The organism is Xylella taiwanensis (genome assembly GCF_013177435.1).
In the GTDB taxonomy this organism is placed as follows: domain Bacteria; phylum Pseudomonadota; class Gammaproteobacteria; order Xanthomonadales; family Xanthomonadaceae; genus Xylella; species Xylella taiwanensis.
The window spans coordinates 370,456-392,196 of the sequence record NZ_CP053627.1 but is presented as its reverse complement, the minus strand read 5'-3'; the positions used below and the strand labels follow the sequence as shown (position 1 = coordinate 392,196).

Genomic DNA, 21,741 nt, shown 5'->3' with positions numbered 1-21,741 from the left:
TGCGGCAGCCGGTCACAGCTTGCTCACGGCAATCTGAGTAGTGAGCTTAGCGATGGACACATCCATCAAATCGGTCAGCGGCTTGGGATACAGACCCAACGCCAGCACGCCAATCGCGAACAGCACGAGTACGGAAGCTTCTCGAATATTAATGTCTTTTAATTCGGCCACATGCGTATTAGCCACATTGCCAAAAAACACGCGCTTGTAGAGCCACAGTGTGTAGGCAGCGGTGATCACCAGTGTCGTCGCTGCGCCAAAAGCCACCAGTGGGTGCTTTTGAAAACTGGCCAGGATCACCATGAACTCGCCGACGAAACCACTGGTTCCCGGTAAGCCCGCATTTGCCATATAGAACAACATGGCAAAAGTCGCAAACCATGGCATGACATTAACCACGCCGCCGTAATCAGCAATACGGCGGGTATGCATGCGGTCGTACAGCACGCCAATGCAAGTAAACATCGCACCAGAGACGAAGCCGTGGGAAATCATCTGCACCATTGCCCCCTGTAGCCCAAGGCGTACCGCATCTGTATTACCAAAGTCACGGACTAAGGTGAAAGCAATGAAGATCCCCAATGTCACAAAGCCCATGTGCGCAATCGAAGAATAGGCAATCAGTTTCTTCATATCCTCCTGCACCAATGCAACCAAGCCGACATAGATCACTGCAATCAACGACAACGCGATGACCACCCAAGCGAACTCGTGGCTGGCATCCGGAACAATCGGCAAATTGAAACGCAAAAAACCGTAACCACCAATTTTCAACGCAATGGCCGCCAGGATCACCGAACCTGCAGTGGGTGCTTCCACGTGAGCATCCGGCAACCAAGTATGCACAGGGAACATCGGCACCTTGACCGCGAAAGCAATCAAGAACGCAAAGAACAACCACGTCTGCTCTTTGGCGCTGAGCTGCATCGCATACAAATCAACTAACTGGAAACTACCACCCTTCAAATACAGGTAGATCAAGCCAACCAACATCAACACAGAACCGAGAAAGGTATAAAGAAAAAACTTGATCGCCGCATAGATCCGACGTGGGCCACCCCAGACACCGATAATCAGGAACATCGGGATCAGCATCGCCTCGAAGAACACATAGAACAGCATCGCGTCGGTCGCCGCGAAAATACCGATTGTCACACCTTCAAGAATCAGAAACGCCGCCACATACTGGGGTACACGCTTGTCGATCGCACTCCAGGCACCAATCAACACCAATACCGTCACTAGTGTGGTCAACAGGATCAGCGCCACCGCGATACCGTCCACACCAAGGTTGTAACCAATACTGTACGTTTGGATCCAGACATGCTGCTCAACAAACTGCAACGCATCTTTAGCAACATCGTAACCATTCAACAGTTGCAGACTGAATCCAAAAGTAGCCAGCGCTACCGCCAATGCTACCCAACGAGCAACATGGGCGTTGCGCAACGCCAGAATCAAGATGCCACCAATCATCGGCAGCCAAATCAAGATAGACAGTAGAGGGCAGTTCGACACGTATTCTTATTCCGTAACAGATCAACGCCAAAAACACATCAGCACGGCCAACAAAGCGATCAAGCCAATGATCATTGCGAAGGCATAGTGATAGACAAAACCAGATTGCGTGCGACGCAGCACACGCGCCACCAAGCCGATCAGGTGTGCCGAACCATTCACCAAAACGCCATCCACCACATGGATATCGATTGCACGCGAAACCTTACCAAGCTTGACACCACATCCTGCAAAACCGTCAATCCACACCCTATCAAAGCCGTACTTGTTTTCCAGGATGCGTACCGGTAGCGAAAAGATCTGGCGCATTTTTACTGGCCATTCCGGCTTCCACAGATAGAACAACACGGCAAGCAGGAAGCCAGCAACCGTCAGAAAGAATGGCCACGACATCACACCATGCAACGCAAAAGCCACCGGTCCACGGAAGTCCTCACCCAAAATAGCAACGGGATCCTGTGCCGGATCATAAAAATCAATAATGCCTGTAAAGAATGAGACAGCCTGACCCCTGATCGCCTCAACAGCATGATGGCCTGCCCAGTCCGTACCAAACAGCATCGGGCCAATCGTGAAGAAGCCCAACGTAATAGAAGGGATCGCCAGCAAGATCAGCGGTAAGGTCACCACCCAGGGCGATTCGTGCGGCTCATGCACACCATGCGCATGCTCTTCATGTCCATCTGGCTCTTGTACATGCGCATCGCTGCCATGCGCGTGCTCGGCTCCGCTACGGCGGAAACGCTCCTCACCATGAAAGGTCAGGAACAACAATCGGAAGCTGTAGAAACTCGTCACCAGCACACCGCCAAGCACCGCCCAGTAAGCGTAAGTCGCCACCCAACTGTGGGCCTGCTCAGCATGGTGCGCTGCCACCTCAATAATGGTGTCCTTCGAATAGAACCCAGAAAAGAACGGCGTCCCCACCAAAGCCAGCGTACCAATCACACTGGTGATATAGGTGATCGGCATGTACTTGCGTAGCCCCCCCATCTTGCGCATGTCCTGCTCATGATGCATACCGATAATCACCGAGCCAGCCGCAAGAAACAGGAGTGCTTTAAAAAAGGCGTGGGTCATCAGGTGAAACACCGCCGCCGAATACGCCGACACACCCAGCGCCACCGTCATATAACCCAACTGCGATAGCGTGGAGTACGCCACCACACGCTTGATGTCATGCTGCACGATGCCGATCAATCCGGTGAAAAATGCGGTCGTGGCACCGACGAACAGTACGAACTGCAACGCACTCTCACTGAGTTGGAACAACGGCGACATGCGTGCAACCATGAAGATGCCTGCCGTCACCATCGTCGCCGCATGGATCAACGCTGAAATAGGCGTGGGTCCTTCCATCGAATCAGGCAACCACACGTGCAACGGAATCTGTGCAGACTTACCCATCGCACCGATAAACAAGCACATGCACATTAACGTAGCCGTCGACCAGTTCAACGGCTCGATGACGTGGATGACCCTGCCCAACACATTGATGTCACCGCTCCACACGTTAGTGGTTTGCCCCATCAGGCTAGCCACGTTGGCAAAGACCACCGAATAATCCAATGTGCCAAACGTGTACAGCACCAGGCTGATGCCAAGCAAGAAGCCGAAGTCGCCGACACGATTCACCAAGAACGCCTTCATGTTGGCAAACACCGCCGTCGGCCGCTTGAACCAGAAACCAATCAACAGGTAAGAGACAAGTCCCACCGCCTCCCAACCGAAAAACAACTGCAAAAAATTGTTGCTCATCACCAGAATGAGCATCGAGAAAGTAAACAGCGAGATATAACTGAAGAAGCGCTGATACCCCGGATCTTCTGCCATGTAACCAATGGTATAGACATGGACCAGCAGCGACACAAAAGTGACTACGACCATCATCATCGCCGTCAACCGATCGATCATGAAGCCGACATGGGCAGAATAATCACCGACCTGGAAGAAGGTATAGAGGTTCTGATTAAACGGCGCCGCCCCCTGCCCGATGAGCTGGTAAAGCGTCCAACACGACAACGCACAACTGACAGCAACGCCGAGAAGGGTGGCACACTGTGCCCCCTTGCGACCGACTTGGCGCCCTAACAGGCCGGCGACAATGCTGCCAAGTAGTGGTGCAAGCACCACAGCAATCAGCACATTCTTGGAGAGAGTGATATCCATCTGCTGATCAGCCCTTCAGAGAATCGACTTCGGCCACATTAATCGTGTGGCGGGTACGGAACAGGGTGACCAGGATCGCGAGGCCAATGGCCGCTTCTGCAGCAGCCACGGTCAGGATGAAAAACACGAACAGTTGGCCCGCCGTGTCCCCAAGCTGGCGAGAGAAGGCAATAAAGTTGACATTGACCGCCAACAGCATCAGCTCGATGGACATTAGCAATACGATGACATTCTTACGATTCAGAAAGATACCCACGAGACTGATGCAAAACAGTACCGCTCCCAACGCAAGAAGATGACCCAGGCTAATCACGGCTTCATCTCCTGTGCATCGTTGCTATCACTCTGGATCAGCACTACAGGCGCGGGCTTTTCAGCCGGCATCCGCACCATACGCAGGCGATCAGCAGCCCTCACCCGGGTCTGCTGACTCGGATCCTGACTCTTCACACCCTCACGCTTGCGCAGCGTCAGCATCACTGCAGCGATCACGGCCACCGTCAAGATCACAGCAGCAAACTCGAACGGCAGCAAGAAGTCATTGAACAGACTGTGAGCCAACCACGTGAGATTGGAATGCTCAGCCGCCTGAGCAGCAGCATTATCGACTGGAAACGGCGTCGCTGTGCGCAGCTTCACACCAATCAACACCACCATCTGCACCAACATCACCCCAGCCACCAACACGCCAACCGGCAAATATCTGACCCACCCCTCGCGCAATCGACTGGTATCGATGTCCAGCATCATCACCACGAACAAAAACAGCACCATCACCGCGCCAACGTACACCAACACCAGAGTCACTCCGAGGAACTCGGCACCGACGAGCAACCAGATACAGGCCATCGAAAAGAAAGTCAGAATCAGACACAAGACGGCATACACCGGATGACGCACGCTGATCACGGCACCGGCTGCTGCAACTGCGACAGCCGAAAAGATGTAGAAAGCAATATTCACCCAATCCATCGTGACCTCAACGGAAGGCAGCATCGGCAGTACGACGTTCGGCGATCTCAGCTTCAAACCGATCACCGATGGCCAACAACTGCGGTTTGGTAACAATGTTCTCCCCACGCTTCTCGAAGTGATATTCAAGAATGTGAGTTTCTACAATCGAGTCGACAGGACAACTCTCTTCACAAAAGCCGCAGAAGATGCATTTGAACAGGTCGATGTCGTAACGCGTCGTACGACGGGTACCGTCTTCGCGTTTGGCAGAATCGATGGTAATTGCCAACGCCGGACATACCGCTTCACAGAGCTTGCAAGCAATGCAACGTTCCTCGCCATTAGGATAGCGACGCAGCGCATGGAGGCCACGGAAACGTGGCGACTGTGGGAACCGCTCCATCGGATACAACACGGTGTACTTCGGCTTAAAGGTGTATTTCAACGTCAGCCATAATCCAGCCAACAGTTCAAGTAACAGCAGGCTCTTGAAGTAATGCATCATCTTGTTCATCACTTAAACGCCCTTTTGAATCACGCCGTAAAACACCATTAATGCCGTCACTGCAATCCATACAATCGTCAGCGGGATAAACACCTTCCATCCCAGGCGCATAATCTGGTCATAGCGATAGCGGGGGAAACTAGCACGGAACCAGATATAAGCGCTGGCAAAAAACAACACCTTGAGCAGCAACCAAGGCCAACCACCATTCCACACCCAATCAATCAACGGTGAGACATTCCCATTCACCCAACCCTGGATCGGACTGAGCCATCCCCCCAGGAAGAAAATCGAGATCAAGAAACTAACCAAAATCATATTGGCGTACTCGGCCAGGAAAAACAGCGCGAATACGCTGCCGGAGTACTCCACCATGTGTCCGGCCACAATTTCAGACTCACCCTCCACCACGTCAAACGGAGAACGATTGGTCTCAGCCACACCAGACACCCAATACACAATGAACAAGGGGAATAACGGAATCAGGAACCAATCAAAAAAACCAGAACTGCCCGCCTGAGCCATCACAATCTGAGACAGATTGAGACTGCCCGCCGCGATCATCACACCCACCAAGGCAAAACCCATCGCGATTTCGTAGCTGACCACCTGAGCGGCCGAACGCATCGCACCCAGGAAAGCATACTTCGAATTAGAAGCCCAACCAGCCAAAATGATCCCGTAGACACCTAGCGAAGTCATCGCCAACAAATACAACAAGCCAACATTGGCGTTAGACAACACCAGCTTGGCATCAAAGGGCACGACGGCCCATGCGGCGAATGACGGCGCTAAAGTCAACAACGGTGCGATCACGAAAATCGCCTTATGCGCCTTGGCAGGATATACAACTTCCTTGAACAGAAGTTTAAAGACGTCCGCAAAGGCCTGAAAGACACCCATACCAACGTACATCGGCCCGTGACGCACATGCATCCAACCGATCAATTTCCGTTCCCAAACCACATAAAACGCCACCGACAGAATCAATGGTATAGCGATCATCACTATCTTTAGAACGGTCCACAACACGACACCAATGTCACCAAATCCGAGACACCACTGGTGCAACGGATCAACCATATTCAAGAACCATGCATTCATACAGCCACCATCGTGACGCGACCAGCACCGATTGGAGCGGTAGCACCGTGGCCGGTTTCGATCCAGACCGTACCCAGGGCGACGCGCTTGTCCAACACCACTGGCAGCGTCGCTTGACCGGCAGCAGCACCTACCTTGACCATCTGACCAGCGACCACTTGCAACTGCACCGCCTGCTCTGGATGTAAAGCCAACGCCGGAGCAACATTCAGCGGATGCGACTGCAACGCAGCAGCACGGCGTACGACGGCATCAGTGCGATAAATCGCTGGTGTCGCCGCCACTTCCAACCCTTCCTCCGCTGTCACCGGCTGTGCCGATGTCGTAGGAACAACAGGGTGCGGCCGCACCTCAGCGCGCAGACCAGCCAAGTCGACAAAATCAAAGCCCGATAGGCCCAATTCACCTCCCAAGGCACGCAGCACACGCCAACCCTCACGGGCTTCAATCGGTAACTTGCCACCTGGTTTGGCCACCTGAGCGCGGCCATTGAGATTGGTCAGCGTCGCATCGATCTCAGGCAACAAGCCAATCGGCAGGATGACATCCGCCACATCACGGGTCGAGGCACAAGCAAAGTGACTGAACGCGACCACCTTGGCGCCATGCAGTGCGGTACGTGCGGTCGCAGTGTCAGCAAAGTCCAAACCCGGCTCGATCCCGTACAACACATAAGCCTGACAAGGCTCGACGAGCATCGCCGCAGCATCATGCCCTGTTGGCAACACGCCGTGCTGGGTGAGTCCAACCGAGTTAGCCCCTTGTGGGATGCGACACAACGCCGCACCGGTAATCTCAGCAAACTGCCGCGCGGCAGCACGCAATGCGGCGGCTTGGGGATGATTCTCGGCCAATGCACCGACCACAATCACCACGCGGGCAGCAGCTTTTGCCGCATTGAGCAGGACCTCATCGGACAACGCATTGGCCAACTGCGACGGGGGAACGATGTACTTCCCAGTCAGCGAAAAGGTGAAATCGAAATCGACCGGATTCACCGCGTACACTCTGGCGTCGTTGCAAGTGACCGCTTTGCGCAGACGAGCATGCAGCAACGGCAACTCCTGACGCACGTTGCTTCCAAACAATACGACTAGATCAGCGTTGCCGATCTCTGCCAACGGCAACGCAAACGGCTCGGCCACGGCAGCATCGGAAAAGTCACGGTTGAAGATGCGATGATCAAGATGACCCGTGCCCAGCCCCGCCGCCAGACGTGTCAGCAGCGCGCCCTCCTCATTCGAAGTCGCGGGATGCACCAACACACCAAGCGCGTCGCCACGATAAGCACGCAAGATCTCAGCAGCCGCGGACACACCTTCGGCCCAACTCACTTCGCACCATGCGTCACCGATCTTCTTCAGCGGCTTGACCGCGCGGTCAGTCGCGTACAACCCCTGATGCGAGTAGCGATCACGGTCAGATAACCAACACTCGTTCACCTGCTCATTGTCACGCGGCACTGTACGCAGCACTTCACCCTGACGCACATGCAGAAACAAGTTGGAACCCATCGCATCGTGATACCCCAGCGACTGGCATGCCATCAGTTCCCACGGCCTGGCACGGAACTGAAACACCTTGTTGGTCAGTGCACCGACCGGACACACATCGACCACATTGCCAGACAGTTCAGTGATTAGAGGCTTGCCGTCGTAAGTACCGATTTGCAGATTCTCTCCACGGTACATACCGCCTAACTCGTAGGTACCGGCGATGTCGGCAGTGAAGCGCACGCACCGTGTGCATTGAATACAGCGGGTCATCTCGGTCGCGACCAACGGACCAATGTCCTCATCCGGCACCACCCGTTTACGCTCATTGAAACGGCTGACCGAGCGTCCATAACCCATCGAGACGTCCTGCAACTCACACTCCCCTCCCTGGTCGCAAATCGGACAATCCAACGGATGATTAATCAGCAGAAATTCCATCACACTCCGCTGATAGTGCAGTGCCTTTTCGCTGCGCGTGCGGATTTTCATCCCCTCCATCACCGGCGTAGCACACGCTGGTGATGGCTTCGGCACCTTCTCGATATCGACAAGACACATGCGGCAGTTGGCCGCGATGGGCAACTTCTCGTGGTAACAAAAACGCGGGATCGGGATACCAGCGTTATCAGCCGCCTGGATAATCATCGAGCCTTTCGGTACAACCAGATGCTGGCCATCGATCTCGATGGTGACACGATCGGGCGGCACTTCAGGATTCACAGGTTGCGCACTCATGCAGCCACTCTCACCTTGTCGTCAACAATCGACCGGCCATGAACAATGTAGTACTCGAATTCATCCCAAAATTGGCGCAGGAACCCTTGAATCGGCCAAGCCGCTGCCTCGCCAAACGCGCAAATGGTATGCCCCTCAATCTGTCCCGCCACTGTCTTCAGCTGGTGCAGATCTTCCATCGTGCCCTGAGCGGCGACGATACGTTCCAAAACGCGGTACATCCAACCAGTCCCCTCACGGCACGGAGTGCATTGGCCACAAGATTCTTTATAAAAAAACTGCGAGATGCGGCAGGCAAAACGGACACAACAAACACTGTCGTCAAGAACCACGATCCCTCCCGAGCCCAAGCCCGTGCCTAGCACACGCAGGGTGTCATAGTCCAGCGGAAGGCCTTTCAGCTGGTCAGCTTTCAATACCGGCATCGACACCCCCCCTGGGATTGCCGCTTTCAGAACGCGGCCTGGACGCAGGCCACCGGCCATCTCCAACAGTTCGTCGAAGGTGGTGCCTAACGGCACCTCGAAGTTACCCCCTTGCTGCACGCACCCTGAGACCGAAAAGATCTTCGGGCCGCCGTTCTTGGTCTTGCTTAAAGACAGAAACCATTCCGGACCATTGCGGATAATCGCTGGCACTGAAGCGTACGTCTCAGTGTTATTGATCGTCGATGGCTTGCCATACAAACCGAAATTGGCTGGAAATGGCGGCTTGTAGCGAGGCTGTCCCTTCTTGCCTTCCAGGGACTCCATCAGTGCAGTCTCTTCGCCGCAGATATAAGCACCCGCACCAAGAGCGGTGTAGATATCGATATCAACACCGCTTCCTAAAATGTTCTTGCCAAGCCAACCATGCGTGTAAGCATCAGCCAACGCTTGCTCAAAATGCTCGAACGGCTCGTGGTGGAACTCACCGCGCAAATAGTTGTAACCCACGGTCGCACCGGTGGCGTAACATGCAATCGCCATCCCCTCCACCACGGAATGCGGGTTATAGCGCAGGATGTCACGATCCTTACAGGTTCCCGGCTCGGACTCGTCAGAGTTACACAAGATGTATTTTTGCATGGTGCCCTTCGGCATGAAGGACCATTTAAGGCCCGTCGGAAAGCCCGCACCACCACGGCCCCGCAGGTTCGACTGCTTGACCATCTCAATGACCTGCTCCGGCAACATCCTCTCTTCAAAAATCTTGCGCAACGCGGCGTAACCGCCGGTCTTTAAGTAACTCTCATACGACCACGGGGTTTCATAGTGCAACGTGGTATAGACCACTTGGTGAGGTTGGGGCGCCGGGCCAACCGGCCCCTTGGATACGTGAGGCTGTGCCATGACGTTACTCCAACCCATCTAACAGTTGGTCAACCTTCTCCTTGGTCAGGCGCTCATGGTAATGACCATTAATCACCATCATTGGAGCACCCGCACAAGCGGCAAGGCATTCTTCCTCACGCTTGAGGTAAACGCGCCCGTCAGCCGTGGACTGGCCGAGCTTGCAACCAAGTTTTTTCTCGGCATGTGTCACCAAGTCCTCAGCTCCGTTGAGCCAACAACTGATATTGGTACAGAAAGCAACGTTATGACGGCCCACCTTCCGAGTCTCAAACATCGAGTAAAACGTGGCGGCTTCATACGCCCATACCGACGGAATATCGAGATATTTGGCCACGGCGGCGATGAGCTCATCGGTCAACCAGCCCTGATTTTGTTCCTGCGCGGCATACAGCCCCTGCAGCAGGGCCGATCGCTTCTGATCTGGAGGAAATTTGGTAAGCCAATGATCGATGTGAGCACGCGTACTGTCACTCAGAACCACGCGTGGGTCGACATCACGCGCGACTTCAAAATTATTTGTCGCCTTCATCGGTCGACCTCACCAAACACTAAATCGTATGTCCCAATCATGGCCACCACATCGGCGAGCATATAGCCACGAACCACCGCATCCATTGAAGACAGGTGTGCGAACCCCGGTGCACGCAAATGCACACGAAACGGCTTATTCGCACCATCGGAGACCAAATAACACCCGAACTCGCCTTTGGGCGCCTCGACCGCACTGTAGGTTTCACCCGCAGGGACACAATAGCCTTCGCTAAACAGTTTGAAGTGGTGAATTAATGCCTCCATGTCGTCCTTCATGTTCTCACGCTTGGGCGGAGCGACCTTGAAGTTTTCGATCATCACTTGACCGGGGTTAACCTTCAGCCACTGCACGCACTGTTTGATGATGCGATTGGACTCACGCATCTCAGCCACACGGCACAGATAACGGTCATAGCAGTCGCCACAGGTCCCCAGCGGAATATCGAAATCGACCGCATCATACTTCGCGTAAGGCTGCTTCTTGCGCAGATCCCAAGCAATGCCCGAGCCACGCAACATGACACCCGTCATGCCCCACGCCTTAGCCACATCTGGTTCAATCACCCCCACACCGACGGTGCGCTGCTTCCAGATGCGGTTGTCCGTGAGTAACGTTTCGTACTCGTCAATGCGCTTGGGGAACGTGTCAGTGAAGTCCTCCAAGAAATCAAGCATCGAACCTTCCCGAGCCGCGTTCAGACGCTTCAGCGCCTTGCCCTTGTGCCAACGCGATTCCTTGTACTTGGGCATCGTATCCGGCAGATCGCGATACACACCGCCTGGACGGTAGTAGGCCGCATGCATGCGTGCGCCACTGATCGCTTCATAAACATCCATCAGCTCCTCACGCTCGCGAAACGCGTACAGCATCACGGCCATGGCTCCAAGATCCAAAGCATTGGAGCCCACCCACATCAAATGATTCAAGATACGAGTGATTTCATCGAACATGGTACGAATGTACTGGGCTCGCTCCGGCGGCTCGATCCCGATCAAAGTCTCGATCGCGCGTACGTAGGCGTGCTCGTTGCACATCATCGACACGTAGTCCAAACGATCCATGTAACCGATTGACTGGTTGAACGGCTTGGACTCAGCGAGTTTCTCAGTACCGCGATGCAGCAGACCGATATGCGGATCCGCACGAACCACCGTCTCGCCATCCATTTCAAGAATCAGACGCAATACACCATGCGCGGCAGGATGCTGTGGACCGAAGTTCATCGTGTAGTTGCGGATCTCCTGCTTGCGTTCCGCGGCATTGCTGGCGAACGCGCCGTGCGCCTGGTGAATCTCACTCACTTAAGCAGTCTCCGAATGGGCTGATTCGCCAGCCGCGGTCCCGAAACGGGCATCATCACGGATCACACGCGGCACAGTGACACGCGGTTCAACCGAGGTGACCGGGACGTACACAACACGCTTCTGTTCCTCGTCGTAACGCACCTCAACGTTGCCGATCAACGGAAAATCTTTACGGAACGGATGGCCGATGAATCCATAGTCTGTCAGGATGCGACGCAAATCAGGATGGCCCTCGAACACAATACCGAACAAGTCAAACGCCTCACGTTCGAACCAATTCACCCCAGGCCATACGTCCGTCAGCGAAGCCACCATCGGTAACGCATCGTTGGGAGCAAAACAACGCACCCGCAAACGACGGTTATGCTGATAAGAGATAACGTGTGCGAGTACCGCGAAGCGCTGCTGCGGCACCTGCCACGGCTGGGCACCGTCACTCGGAAACTCGCCCCAGGCGAAGCGACCCACCGACTTGCCCTCAACACCACGGCTAAAGCCTTGTGCAGATACATCGGTGGTGTCCCACTCAGCATTACCATAGCCAAGATAGTCCACTCCGCAAAGATCGGACAGCTGTTCGAAATCGAACTCGTCGCACAGCGCTTTACAAACGGCGTACCACTCGGCCGCCGGCACGTCCAGCGTTATCTCGCCGCGCGGTTGGGCTACGGAGACCTGCGCACCTGGGAAGCGTAATGTGAGACGGTCAACGAAATAAGGGGCTTGCTCTGCCATATGGGCTTGGCTGTTCAGTAATTGGCTATTGAGTAGATGAAAACAACAGATCAACGTGCAATGGTCTGGGTTCGCCAGATCTTCTTCTGCAGCTGCAAAATGCCGTAGACCAATGCTTCTGCAGTCGGTGGACAACCTGGAACATAGACGTCCACCGGCACGATGCGGTCGCAACCGCGCACCACCGAGTAAGAATAGTGGTAGTAGCCACCGCCATTCGCGCAACTGCCCATCGAGATCACCCACTTCGGGTCAGGCATCTGGTCGTAAACCTTGCGCAGAGCCGGAGCCATCTTGTTAACCAGGGTACCTGCCACGATCATCACGTCAGACTGGCGCGGCGACGGGCGAAATACGACTCCGTAACGGTCCAAATCCAGGCGGGCAGCACCAGCATGCATCATCTCAACCGCACAGCAGGCCAAACCAAAGGTCATCGGCCACATTGAACCGGTACGTGCCCAGTTCAACAAGGTATCGACGCTCGTCGTCACGTAGCCCTTTTGCAAGAGCGGACTCTCGCCCTCCGGGCGCAGAATGTCGTCCACCTGACCATCCGGGCTCGGATTAGTCATCAGACGATCAATGGCCTGAATCACTCCCATTCCAGTGCTCCCTTCTTCCATACGTATACAAAACCAAGAAACAGCATCCCGACGAACAGGCCCATCGTGACCAGCGCGCGCGCGCCTACGTCCATGAACACCTGAGTCCATGGCACGATGAAGATGATTTCTAAGTCGAAGACAATGAACTGGATCGCAACCAAGTAATAACGCACATCAAACTTCATCCGTGCGTCTTCGAAAGCCGCAAACCCACACTCATATGAGGAAAGCTTTTCGAAATCAGGGCGATGGGGACCGAGGAACCTGCCAATGAGTATCAACGCAAGACCAATACCGGTCGCCACAACCAGAAAAAGCAGACTCGGCAAATATTCGGCCAGCACAGCGATTCTCTCTTAACCTCTGCCTCCAGCAAGTAGAAGGCATAGGCATATATGGGGGGGGGGGATACAGTGGAACTCCACGCTGACGAAATCGCCACACGCAATAACAAGTATGGTGCCCAAGAGGGGACTCGAACCCCTACGACTTACGTCGCTACCACCTCAAGGTAGTGCGTCTACCAATTCCGCCACCTGGGCTTACGTTACGTGACCGACCCTGTACGAAACGTAGCGTATTCTAACCACCTTCAATGTTTTTGCGAGTGATCAGAAGCCTTTTCTGCATCACCAGCCAGCGTCTTAGCGGGGGTTGGCGCTGTAGGAACAGCTGCTGGGACTTGAAGCACCGGCGGCGTCACTTGGCCAGACCCGGCAGCAGGAGTGGGAGACACTTCGGACATCAAGCTGTGCTGCTGCCCAATCGAATGGTGACCGTGACCAGCATACCAAGCCATGAATAGACTGATACCAAAGAACACCACAGCCAACCATTTGGTCGATTTTGAGAGGAAATTTGAAGCGCCACGCGCACCAAATACGGTCCCCGAAGCACCAGTGCCAAAACCTGACCCTGCAGCTGCACCAGTACCACGCTGCATCAGAATCAACACGATCATGGCAATCGCTACCAGCACATAGATCACATTAAGCATCAACATCTCGAATCCGCCTCTGGGTAAAGGGAAGCCGCACGAGCGATAGACAGGAAATCCTCAGCAACCAACGCAGCGCCGCCAACCAACCCACCATCGACATCCTGCTGAGAAAACAACTCCGCAGCATTGCTGGGTTTGATACCGCCTCCGTATAGGATGAGCAGCGAATCGCTGATTGTAGCATCTTGCTTAGCAATTTCACCACGAATGAAAGCATGCATGGCCTGGACTTGGCCCGGATCCGCGTGACGCCCGGTACCAATCGCCCACACCGGTTCGTAAGCCACCAAACCACTTGCCACGCCTTGCGGGCCAACCAAAGCCAACACTGGTGCGAGCTGCATCGCGATAGCGGTCTCGGCCTGCCCGACCTCACGTTGGGATAAACTCTCGCCAACACATAGGATCGGTCGCAACCCGGCATTGAGAGCGGCAGCAAATTTACGCGCCACTAACTCGCTGTCCTCATGGTAGTACTCCCGGCGTTCAGAATGACCAACCAGACTGTAGTGAGCCCCGACGTCAACCAGCATCGCCGCTGCGACTTCACCCGTATAGGCACCATGCTCATGATGACTGACGTTCTGCGCACCAAACGTTAAGCCTTCCCCTTTGAAGCGCTGCGCCAGATCACTCAGATACAGGAATGGCGGCAAGATGATCACACTCACTCCAGGCAGGGGCAAGCCAGCAGCCACCTGTGCGACCAATGCCTGCGCGAACGCGTAGCTACCATGCAGTTTCCAGTTTCCAGCAACGATCTTGCGACGCATCAGTCAACAACTCCTGAAAATTTTAGTAGGCAAGGATAGCCGATACTCCATCGTCCTCAGAGCAATACCTGTCCAAATTCACATGGCAGACCAACCCCTTCTCGCTGTCCTATCAGTAGTCTCTGCCTTGAAACACTGTCAGGCATCAACACACCAAGCACTCAAGTAAATTCATCTGGCAACGCAGTCGCCCGTCCTCCCCTATAGGTCATCTTTCATCCGAACTTGACCTGTACTGACACAAACACTTGCACTTGAGCTTGGCGAGGCGCGGTCAAAAGTGTACCCACGCTTTGCAAATGGCCATTGCACTGCACCAACCCACATATGGCTTGATCGTGCATCCCAACCGCAGCCAATCAGCAGCAGGAAAAAACAGAATTCTTGATGATGCGTCTCAGGTTGCTCCTCCGTCGACCGTAATCACTTGGCCTGTGACCCAGCCTCCAGCCTCGCTTGCCAAGAAAGAAACCACGCTGGCAGCATCCTGTGGCGTACCCAGACGTTTGAACGGTGAAGCGGATGCGATAGCAGCCTGACGTTCTGGCGGCACTTTGGCGAACATGCCCGGAATGATCGCCCCAAGACGCAAAGCGTTGACCGTAATGCCGCGGGGGCCGATTTCCTTCGACAAAATGCGGCTGAACGCTTCAAGCGCAGCCTTACTCGCGGTATACAACGCCGCTCCAGCGAAAGATGCATTGACTATCGCAGACGAAATATTGATGACACGTCCCCCATCCTGCAGATACTGCGCCGCTGCTTGCATCATAAACAGCGCGCCACGCACGTTCACATCGAAGACCTCGTCATAAGCTGCTTCGGTCACATCAGCAATCATGTTCGGCCTGCTGACACCAGCGACGCCAGCATTGTTGACAATACAATCAACACGACCAAAACGCGCCATCGTAGCCTCAAACACGGCAGACGCACTCTGCGCTTTCGATACATCGGCACAGACCATTGCCGCTTCGTAACCGCATTGCGTTATCTCATACAGCACTTTCATGGCAGCGTCTTCTGACTTCCAATACGTCATCATGACCGCCATCCCATCGGCGGCCAGACGGCGCGCGATTTCACTGCCAATCCCCCCAGATCCTCCCGTGATCAGCGCGACCTTCTTGACGTGTTGCGGTGTTGTCATCACGGCCTCCTCCTATACATTTGAAAAGTACGGCTCAGTTGGAATGTATCCACGATGTGTACATCAGCCTGTTTTGCACCTCAACAGGATGATGCCGCATACCGACGGATGCTCAAGTGTTGCGGCGGGCAAGGTCACATTGCCGGGGAAGCCTCCGGTGCCAACAATCAGGCCCTTAGTGTCGCTGCTGGCCAAGCTTCACACAGACCTTGCAGAGCTTCCTAGCCTAGCGCGTGGAGATGCCCGCGGCTTCTGGCGCGTGCAGGACGTAGCACTTCATTCTCTTGTCCTTTCATTGTCGGTGACAGTCCGATGGTGCCGTGGCCCGCAGCAGGTGAATCCAGCGTCATTCTCATGTTTGGCTTGAGTCGGCACGTCGCCTCTTGACCCGTATTCCAATGCCTATGTGGCACCATGCTGACATTCAGCGGTGTCTCGCTGCTGGTGCCCTTGACCACACGCGCTTGACTTGGCTGATGCTGCACGCCACCGGGGAAAGCTCAGCACATCAACAGGACTGCGTGCTCATCATGCCCCTCCGCATTGATCTTGAATGTCCTCATTGTGGTTGTCCTGACAAGCGATCTCTGCCCGCATTGATGTACGCGCATCCATCCGTATTGCGTTTCTTTGGCCACCCAATGCTGTCATCCAATCATTTGATTTGTCCGCGCGCAACCGATTGATCTATATCGGGCTGTGTGGCGATCCTTGCGGATTTCGGGTCAGTCTCAAAGAGCCGGAATGGCCAGGAGAGAGGGGAATGTGGCGACCCGAAACGGCCCATTCGGGTGGTGGTCGCAGCCCCTCAACAACACGCCGGAATCGGCGCGATCGGGCAAGAAAAAAGCCAACAGCGCACTGTTGACCTTTTGGTATGGGTGGTGGAGTGGTCCCCCGCACCAAACAACTCTTGAACGTACACAATCCAAGTGCTTCGAATTGCTGTGCATCAGTGCGCGGAGGCAAACCCACCGCATCCCTTTCCTTTCACCTATGGCCTACCAGCTTGACCTTGCGTCCCGGTACGAGACCTGCGAACAGTCGAGCAGCACCTGTGCCGACCATCAGCTCACGCAAGCCCGGCTGGAATCTCCGTCCGCTGATGAGCTTCAGATGTGGGCGCAGCAGAAAGGCCTAATCGCTCACACCGCGGAATTGCACGCTACCTGCTGCGTCCTCGATCTGTGCGCCGCCCAGCAGCAGATGGGCGGCCACCACGATCTCCGACGACGCCAGCGGCTCGTCACGCGTGTCACGCGCGATCGGCGATGCCTGCTCAATCTGCACCAAGCTGTCGTTGTCGAGCACTGCATTCACCTCTGACAACGCAGCACCCCACAGCACGATGGCGGTGTCCGCGCTGCCGGACTGGCGCAGTGTCCGCCCATCACCTTCCCCCATCGCGAGCAAGGCAAGCAGCACCCCCGCCACGCCGGCAATACCGATCACGGCAGAAGCGCCCCAGCGCTGTTGCAAAGTACGCAAGCCCCACATCCGCTACCGAAAGCACCTGACGCCCGCGCCGCGTCAAACACAGCCAGGCCGTGAGCAGCAGCAGCAGTCCTCCAACAGGCGGCAGCAGCACGAACACACCCACGCTAGCCAGTACCAGCAGTCCAAGTAAGAGAGCCATCCACATGGTGCGATGTCATGCAGCGCCGCAACACAGCGACGCTGTTGAGGCGCATAGCGCTCCAAGCGGGCACCACGCCCACCAACGCACCGCTGCTGAGCAGCCGTCCGCAGCCGAGCAACCCGTTACCTGCACCCCAAGCAGGCAGATTGAGCATGCCGCCGCTGCCCGCCGCAATCGCAGGAATGAGAACACTCGCCACCAAGAGATCGATCACACCACCAAGCAACAGCAGGAACACCGACTCGGCCAGCACCAGCAGCAGCACGGTGCTGTTGGAAAAGCCCAAGGTCTTGAGTACCTCCAGCTCACCGGTGCGCTCGCGTCCTGCCTGCATCATGGTGTTGCCTGAGAGCAGCATGAGCGTAAAGAACACCGCGCCCATGACCGATCCCACCATGAGGCCGACGTCCACGAACGGCGTGATCCAATGGGCGATGGCGGCGTGCTCGCTTTGCGGGCGCGTTTCATCGTCGGAATTGCTCGATAGCGCGTCTATGCGCTGTGCCACACGGTCGGCCTCGTTGACGTCTTTCACCTCGACGACATACCAACCCACCTGACCGCGGTTGTAGGGCGTGGTGTCATCAAACGTCTTCCATGGCAGCAGCAATCGGTCGCAGAAGCCGCCGCTCCTTGTGTCCTGCGCATGCAGCACACCCACGATATCGCAGGCCCAGTTCATGCTGCCGGTCTTGTCGGGGAAGCGGGCCGCTTGCAGCGGCAAGCGCTGCCCCACCTTCCAACCGCCGCGCTGCATCAACTGCGCACCAACAAGCACACCGCTGGGCGTGGTTTCGAAGGCATGGCGCGCGCCCGGGCTCACCTCAATCTCTGGGAAAAGATCCAGGTCATTGGGCCCAACAGCAAAGCTGAAAACCTGTATGCCGACCACATGGACGCCTCAGACCACGTGGCCCACCATACGAGCAACACGGCCCTTCTCGAGCACTGTTCTTTATCGCAATCACCACTGAGTGATTCTTGCATCTAGGTTGCTCTTGGCAACCTTCACACCGTCCAATGATTGGAGAGTTCTTCTGCCTGCTGCAGCACCAGCTCTACCGCGTTCGGTTGCTGATCAGGTGGGTACTTCCACTTCTGCAAACATCGCCGCACGAGGATGCGCAATTTGGCACGTACACTCTCACGTACCTGCCAATCCACCGTGGTGCTGGCGCGCAGTTTCTCGGTGATCTCGATGGCGATCTTCTTGAGCACCTCATCGCCCAACTCACGCACCGCGCTTTCGTTGTTGGCGAGCGCGTCATAGAACGCGATTTCGTCGTGGGTGAGGCCCAGTGTGGCTTCCCGTTCCAGGGTGGCCTGAAATTCCTTGGCCATCTGGATCAGCGCTTCGATGACCTGGGCAGTTTCAATCGCGCGGTTGTGGTACTTGCGCAGGGCCTCCAGCAGCCTGTCACCGTACTTTTTCTCCTGCACGATGTTGTGAGAGGCGCGCGCTTTGATCGCATCGCGCAACAGCTTTTCCAGCAGTTCCACGGCAACATGGCGGCTTTTCATCTGGCGCACGTCTTCCAGAAACTCATCCGACAGCACCTGGATGTTGGGTGTGTCCAACCCCGCCAGGGCGAACACGTCCGCCACACCATCCGCAATGATGGCGTTGTCCAGAATCTGCTTGAGTGCGCTGTTCTTCTCCGCGTCACGGCGCTTCTTGTCCACGGTCGTGAACTTCACGATGGCCGCCTTGATGGCCGAGAAAAAAGCGATTTCCTTACGCAACGCAGCGGCTTCGTCCAGCGTGCCGCACAGCGCGAACGCCTTGGATATGGCGGCCATGGTGTCGAGGAAGCGTGCCTTACCGTCCTGCAGTCCCAGGAGGTGATTGGCGGCAGGCACCAGTAACGGGAGGGCCTGCGTCTCGAATGCGCTGTAATCAAAGCCGTGCATCATGCCGCGTACGATGTCCAGCTTCTCCCGTAGCACGGCCATTGCTTCAGCGGCATTGTGGGTGGGGTCGCCTTTGCCGTTCGCAGCGGTGTACGTCTTGAGCGCCACCTTGAGTTCCTTGGCAATGCCGATGTAATCGACGACTAGACCGCCCGGTTTATTTTTGAAAACGCGGTTAACGCGGGCAATAGCCTGCAGCAGGGTGTGTCCCTTCATGGGCTTGTCGATGTACATGGTGTGGCAGCACGGCACATCGAATCCCGTCAACCACATGTCGCGCACGATCACCAGCTTCAGCGGGTCTTTCACGTCTTTGAAGCGTTCTTCTAGCCGTTTTTTTACCGGTGTGCTGTACAGATGCGGCTTCAACAGCGCCTTGTCGGTGGTTGATCCCGTCATCACGATTTTGATGGCCCCTTGCTTCGGATCGGGGCTATGCCACTCAGGCCGCAGCGGCGGGGTGTGCGCGTCGCCGATACAGATGGCGTTGTAGAGCTGCACGCAGATATCGCGGCTCATGCACACGATCATGGCCTTGCCGTCCATCACCGCAACACGTGCTTCGAAGTGTTGGATCAGGTCACGCGCTACCTGGTGCACTCGGGGCGCTGAACCCACGAGCTTCTCCAGCGCGGCCCATTCGCTTTTGGTTTTCTCACGGCTGGCGATGTCCTCTTCCTCCTCGAAGAGTTCATCAACCTGCGCGTTGAGTGCATCAATCTCGGCCTGGTTCACGTCAAGCTTGGCGAGGCGGCTCTCGTAGAAGAGGGACACGGTGGCACCATCGTCCACCGCATCTTGGATGTCGTAAATGCTGATGTAGTCACCAAACACGGTGCGGGTGTCTTTGTCTTCCTGTGCAATCGGTGTGGCGGTGAAACCGATGAAGGTCGCGTTCTGCAACGCATCTCGCAGGTGCTTGGCATAACCAAACATGTACTTGCCGGTGGTGGGGTGCAGTGTCCCTTTGGTGCCGTACTGGCTGCGATGGGCCTCGTCGGATATCACCACAATGTTGGCGCGATCAGAGAGCAGCGGGTGAACATCTTCCCCCTCCAGCAGCGCGAATTTTTGCACCGTGGTGAAGATGATGCCGCCCGCTTCGCGAGAGGCCAACAGCGCGCGCAGCTCTTGGCGGTTTTCGGCTCGAACCGGAGTGGTCTTGAACAGATCACTGGCGGCGCTAAAGGTGGCGAATAACTGGCTGTCCAGATCGGTGCGATCCGTCACGACCACCAACGTGGGGTTCTTCATATCCGGCTGTTGCAGCAACTTGCCTGCATAGCAAGCCATGGTGATGCTTTTGCCCGAGCCCTGGGTATGCCACACCACGCCTGCCTTGCGTGAGCCGGGTGTGACGTCCTTGCCATAGCCGGCGGGTGCTTCCCGCACTTCCAGCAAGCGCTTGTCCGCCTGTTGTGCGGCCATCACGGTGGCACGTACTGCTTCGCGCGCGGCATGGAACTGGTGGTAGCCCGCAATCTTTTTGATGATGCCGACGTCATTCTGTTCAAACAGCACACAGTGCCGCACATAGTCGAGAAACAACTCGGGCTTGAAAAAGCCCCGCACCACTGTTTCCAATTCCATCTGTAGGCGCGGCCGGTCGTTTTCGTGGTCGATGGTGCGCCAAGGCAGCATGCGTTCGGTATCCGCGGTCAGCGATCCCACACGGGCCGTCCAACCATCGCTGATCACCAGGGCGACGTTGCTATTGAACAGGTCGCTGATTTCATCTTTGTAGGTCTGCAATTGGTTGAAGGCATCCCAGATGTCTGTGTGCTCATTGGCAGGGTTTTTCAGCTCCACCACCGCCAGCGGCAGGCCGTTCACAAAGGCGATCACATCGGGCCGGCGCAGTTGCTGGTGACCGATGATGGTGAACTGGTTCACCGCCAGAAAGTCGTTGTTGCTGGGGTGCTGAAAGTCGATGAACTGCACCCAGTCGGTTTTCTTCTCGTCGCCTACGACACACTCTACGGGCATGCCGTTGAGCAAGAGGCGGTGCACGCTGCGGTTGCGCATCACCATCTGCGGCTCGCTGATCGTGTGCAGCGCATGTACGGCGTCCTCCAAGGCTGTCGCCGGGATGTGAGTGTTGATCCGTGCCAGGGCGGCCAAGAGGCGCTCGCGCAGGATCACCTGGCGGTAATCCGTGCGTTCAGGGGCACTACTGTCTGGCCCAATGTCAGGGCCGTAGGCGACGTGCCATCCCGTGTCCTGGAACCAATGAAGGCAGTGTGCTTCGAGGGTGTGTTCGGTCAGCATGGCAGT

19 protein-coding genes and 1 tRNA gene are annotated in these 21,741 nt (G+C 55.8%); all 20 read right to left on the bottom strand.

The features are described 5' to 3' along the window. Positions 1 to 12 precede the first annotated feature (12 nt). The gene (locus PLS229_RS01495; protein WP_038270796.1) at positions 13 to 1,518 is read right to left on the bottom strand and encodes an NADH-quinone oxidoreductase subunit M; all 1,506 of its coding nucleotides are present in this window, start codon (positions 1,516 to 1,518) and stop codon (positions 13 to 15) included. Between the two features lie 21 nt (positions 1,519 to 1,539). Continuing rightward, positions 1,540 to 3,687 carry an NADH-quinone oxidoreductase subunit L gene (gene nuoL, locus PLS229_RS01490; RefSeq protein WP_038270797.1) on the bottom strand — a complete coding sequence of 716 codons (2,148 nt, stop codon included), beginning with the start codon at positions 3,685 to 3,687 and terminating at the stop codon, positions 1,540 to 1,542. A 7-nt stretch (positions 3,688 to 3,694) separates the two neighbouring features. Next, positions 3,695 to 4,000 carry an NADH-quinone oxidoreductase subunit NuoK gene (nuoK, locus tag PLS229_RS01485; protein ID WP_038270798.1) on the bottom strand — a complete coding sequence of 102 codons (306 nt, stop codon included), beginning with the start codon at positions 3,998 to 4,000 and terminating at the stop codon, positions 3,695 to 3,697. Continuing rightward, positions 3,997 to 4,659, bottom strand: coding sequence for an NADH-quinone oxidoreductase subunit J (locus PLS229_RS01480; RefSeq protein WP_038270860.1), 663 nt, complete (start codon positions 4,657 to 4,659; stop codon positions 3,997 to 3,999). The genes nuoK and PLS229_RS01480 overlap by 4 nt, the downstream gene beginning before the upstream one ends. Positions 4,660 to 4,666: 7 nt before the next feature. After that, the gene (gene nuoI, locus PLS229_RS01475) at positions 4,667 to 5,155 is read right to left on the bottom strand and encodes an NADH-quinone oxidoreductase subunit NuoI (RefSeq protein ID WP_038270799.1); all 489 of its coding nucleotides are present in this window, start codon (positions 5,153 to 5,155) and stop codon (positions 4,667 to 4,669) included. Positions 5,156 to 5,158: 3 nt separating this feature from the next. Next, positions 5,159 to 6,250, bottom strand: a complete 1,092-nt coding sequence (gene nuoH, locus PLS229_RS01470; RefSeq protein ID WP_038270800.1) for an NADH-quinone oxidoreductase subunit NuoH — start codon at positions 6,248 to 6,250, stop codon at positions 5,159 to 5,161. Next, positions 6,247 to 8,481, bottom strand: coding sequence for an NADH-quinone oxidoreductase subunit NuoG (nuoG, locus tag PLS229_RS01465; RefSeq protein WP_114867061.1), 2,235 nt, complete (start codon positions 8,479 to 8,481; stop codon positions 6,247 to 6,249). Before nuoG ends, nuoH begins: the two co-directional genes overlap by 4 nt. Next, positions 8,478 to 9,812, bottom strand: coding sequence for an NADH-quinone oxidoreductase subunit NuoF (nuoF, locus tag PLS229_RS01460; protein WP_038270862.1), 1,335 nt, complete (start codon positions 9,810 to 9,812; stop codon positions 8,478 to 8,480). The genes nuoG and nuoF overlap by 4 nt, the downstream gene beginning before the upstream one ends. A gap of 4 nt (positions 9,813 to 9,816) precedes the next feature. Next, complete coding sequence (gene nuoE / locus PLS229_RS01455) at positions 9,817 to 10,344, bottom strand: NADH-quinone oxidoreductase subunit NuoE (RefSeq protein ID WP_038270802.1); 528 nt, start codon at positions 10,342 to 10,344, stop codon at positions 9,817 to 9,819. Beyond that, positions 10,341 to 11,648, bottom strand: coding sequence for an NADH-quinone oxidoreductase subunit D (locus tag PLS229_RS01450; RefSeq protein WP_038270803.1), 1,308 nt, complete (start codon positions 11,646 to 11,648; stop codon positions 10,341 to 10,343). Before PLS229_RS01450 ends, nuoE begins: the two co-directional genes overlap by 4 nt. Beyond that, positions 11,649 to 12,386, bottom strand: coding sequence for an NADH-quinone oxidoreductase subunit C (locus PLS229_RS01445; RefSeq protein WP_038270805.1), 738 nt, complete (start codon positions 12,384 to 12,386; stop codon positions 11,649 to 11,651). Between the two features lie 50 nt (positions 12,387 to 12,436). After that, a complete protein-coding gene (locus tag PLS229_RS01440) occupies positions 12,437 to 12,991 on the bottom strand; it encodes a NuoB/complex I 20 kDa subunit family protein (RefSeq protein WP_038270806.1) in 555 nt (184 codons plus the stop codon). Beyond that, a complete protein-coding gene (locus PLS229_RS01435; protein WP_038270807.1) occupies positions 12,982 to 13,338 on the bottom strand; it encodes an NADH-quinone oxidoreductase subunit A in 357 nt (118 codons plus the stop codon). The genes PLS229_RS01440 and PLS229_RS01435 overlap by 10 nt, the downstream gene beginning before the upstream one ends. Positions 13,339 to 13,451: 113 nt before the next feature. Next, a tRNA-Leu gene (locus tag PLS229_RS01430) sits at positions 13,452 to 13,536 on the bottom strand. A gap of 50 nt (positions 13,537 to 13,586) precedes the next feature. Continuing rightward, positions 13,587 to 13,997 (bottom strand): preprotein translocase subunit SecG, encoded by a 411-nt coding sequence (gene secG, locus PLS229_RS01425; protein WP_038270808.1) that lies wholly within the window; start codon positions 13,995 to 13,997, stop codon positions 13,587 to 13,589. Beyond that, positions 13,991 to 14,767: a triose-phosphate isomerase gene (gene tpiA, locus PLS229_RS01420; RefSeq protein ID WP_038270809.1), complete on the bottom strand. Its 777-nt coding sequence runs from the start codon at positions 14,765 to 14,767 to the stop codon at positions 13,991 to 13,993. Before tpiA ends, secG begins: the two co-directional genes overlap by 7 nt. A 397-nt stretch (positions 14,768 to 15,164) precedes the next feature. After that, positions 15,165 to 15,917 carry an SDR family oxidoreductase gene (locus tag PLS229_RS01415; protein ID WP_038270810.1) on the bottom strand — a complete coding sequence of 251 codons (753 nt, stop codon included), beginning with the start codon at positions 15,915 to 15,917 and terminating at the stop codon, positions 15,165 to 15,167. Positions 15,918 to 17,054: 1,137 nt separating this feature from the next. Beyond that, positions 17,055 to 17,405, bottom strand: a complete 351-nt coding sequence (locus PLS229_RS01410; RefSeq protein WP_160199326.1) for a hypothetical protein — start codon at positions 17,403 to 17,405, stop codon at positions 17,055 to 17,057. Positions 17,406 to 17,518: 113 nt separating this feature from the next. After that, positions 17,519 to 18,379: an ABC transporter permease gene (locus PLS229_RS01405; protein WP_160165153.1), complete on the bottom strand. Its 861-nt coding sequence runs from the start codon at positions 18,377 to 18,379 to the stop codon at positions 17,519 to 17,521. Positions 18,380 to 18,564: 185 nt separating this feature from the next. Further along, positions 18,565 to 21,735, bottom strand: coding sequence for a type I restriction endonuclease subunit R (locus PLS229_RS01400; protein WP_038270864.1), 3,171 nt, complete (start codon positions 21,733 to 21,735; stop codon positions 18,565 to 18,567). Between the last annotated feature and the right edge of the window lie 6 nt (positions 21,736 to 21,741).

Bases quoted from the DNA above. Each gene is read 5' to 3' on its own strand.
- nuoL (WP_038270797.1), bottom strand. From the start codon at position 3,687: ATGGATATCACTCTCTCCAAGAATGTGCTGATTGCTGTGGTGCTTGCA.
- PLS229_RS01480 (WP_038270860.1), bottom strand. From the start codon at position 4,659: ATGGATTGGGTGAATATTGCTTTCTACATCTTTTCGGCTGTCGCAGTT.
- nuoI (WP_038270799.1), bottom strand. From the start codon at position 5,155: ATGAACAAGATGATGCATTACTTCAAGAGCCTGCTGTTACTTGAACTG.
- nuoH (WP_038270800.1), bottom strand. From the start codon at position 6,250: ATGAATGCATGGTTCTTGAATATGGTTGATCCGTTGCACCAGTGGTGT.
- nuoG (WP_114867061.1), bottom strand. From the start codon at position 8,481: ATGAGTGCGCAACCTGTGAATCCTGAAGTGCCGCCCGATCGTGTCACC.
- nuoF (WP_038270862.1), bottom strand. From the start codon at position 9,812: ATGGCACAGCCTCACGTATCCAAGGGGCCGGTTGGCCCGGCGCCCCAA.
- nuoE (WP_038270802.1), bottom strand. From the start codon at position 10,344: ATGAAGGCGACAAATAATTTTGAAGTCGCGCGTGATGTCGACCCACGC.
- PLS229_RS01445 (WP_038270805.1), bottom strand. From the start codon at position 12,386: ATGGCAGAGCAAGCCCCTTATTTCGTTGACCGTCTCACATTACGCTTC.
- PLS229_RS01440 (WP_038270806.1), bottom strand. From the start codon at position 12,991: ATGGGAGTGATTCAGGCCATTGATCGTCTGATGACTAATCCGAGCCCG.
- secG (WP_038270808.1), bottom strand. From the start codon at position 13,997: ATGTTGATGCTTAATGTGATCTATGTGCTGGTAGCGATTGCCATGATC.
- tpiA (WP_038270809.1), bottom strand. From the start codon at position 14,767: ATGCGTCGCAAGATCGTTGCTGGAAACTGGAAACTGCATGGTAGCTAC.
- PLS229_RS01415 (WP_038270810.1), bottom strand. From the start codon at position 15,917: ATGACAACACCGCAACACGTCAAGAAGGTCGCGCTGATCACGGGAGGA.
- PLS229_RS01400 (WP_038270864.1), bottom strand. From the start codon at position 21,735: ATGCTGACCGAACACACCCTCGAAGCACACTGCCTTCATTGGTTCCAG.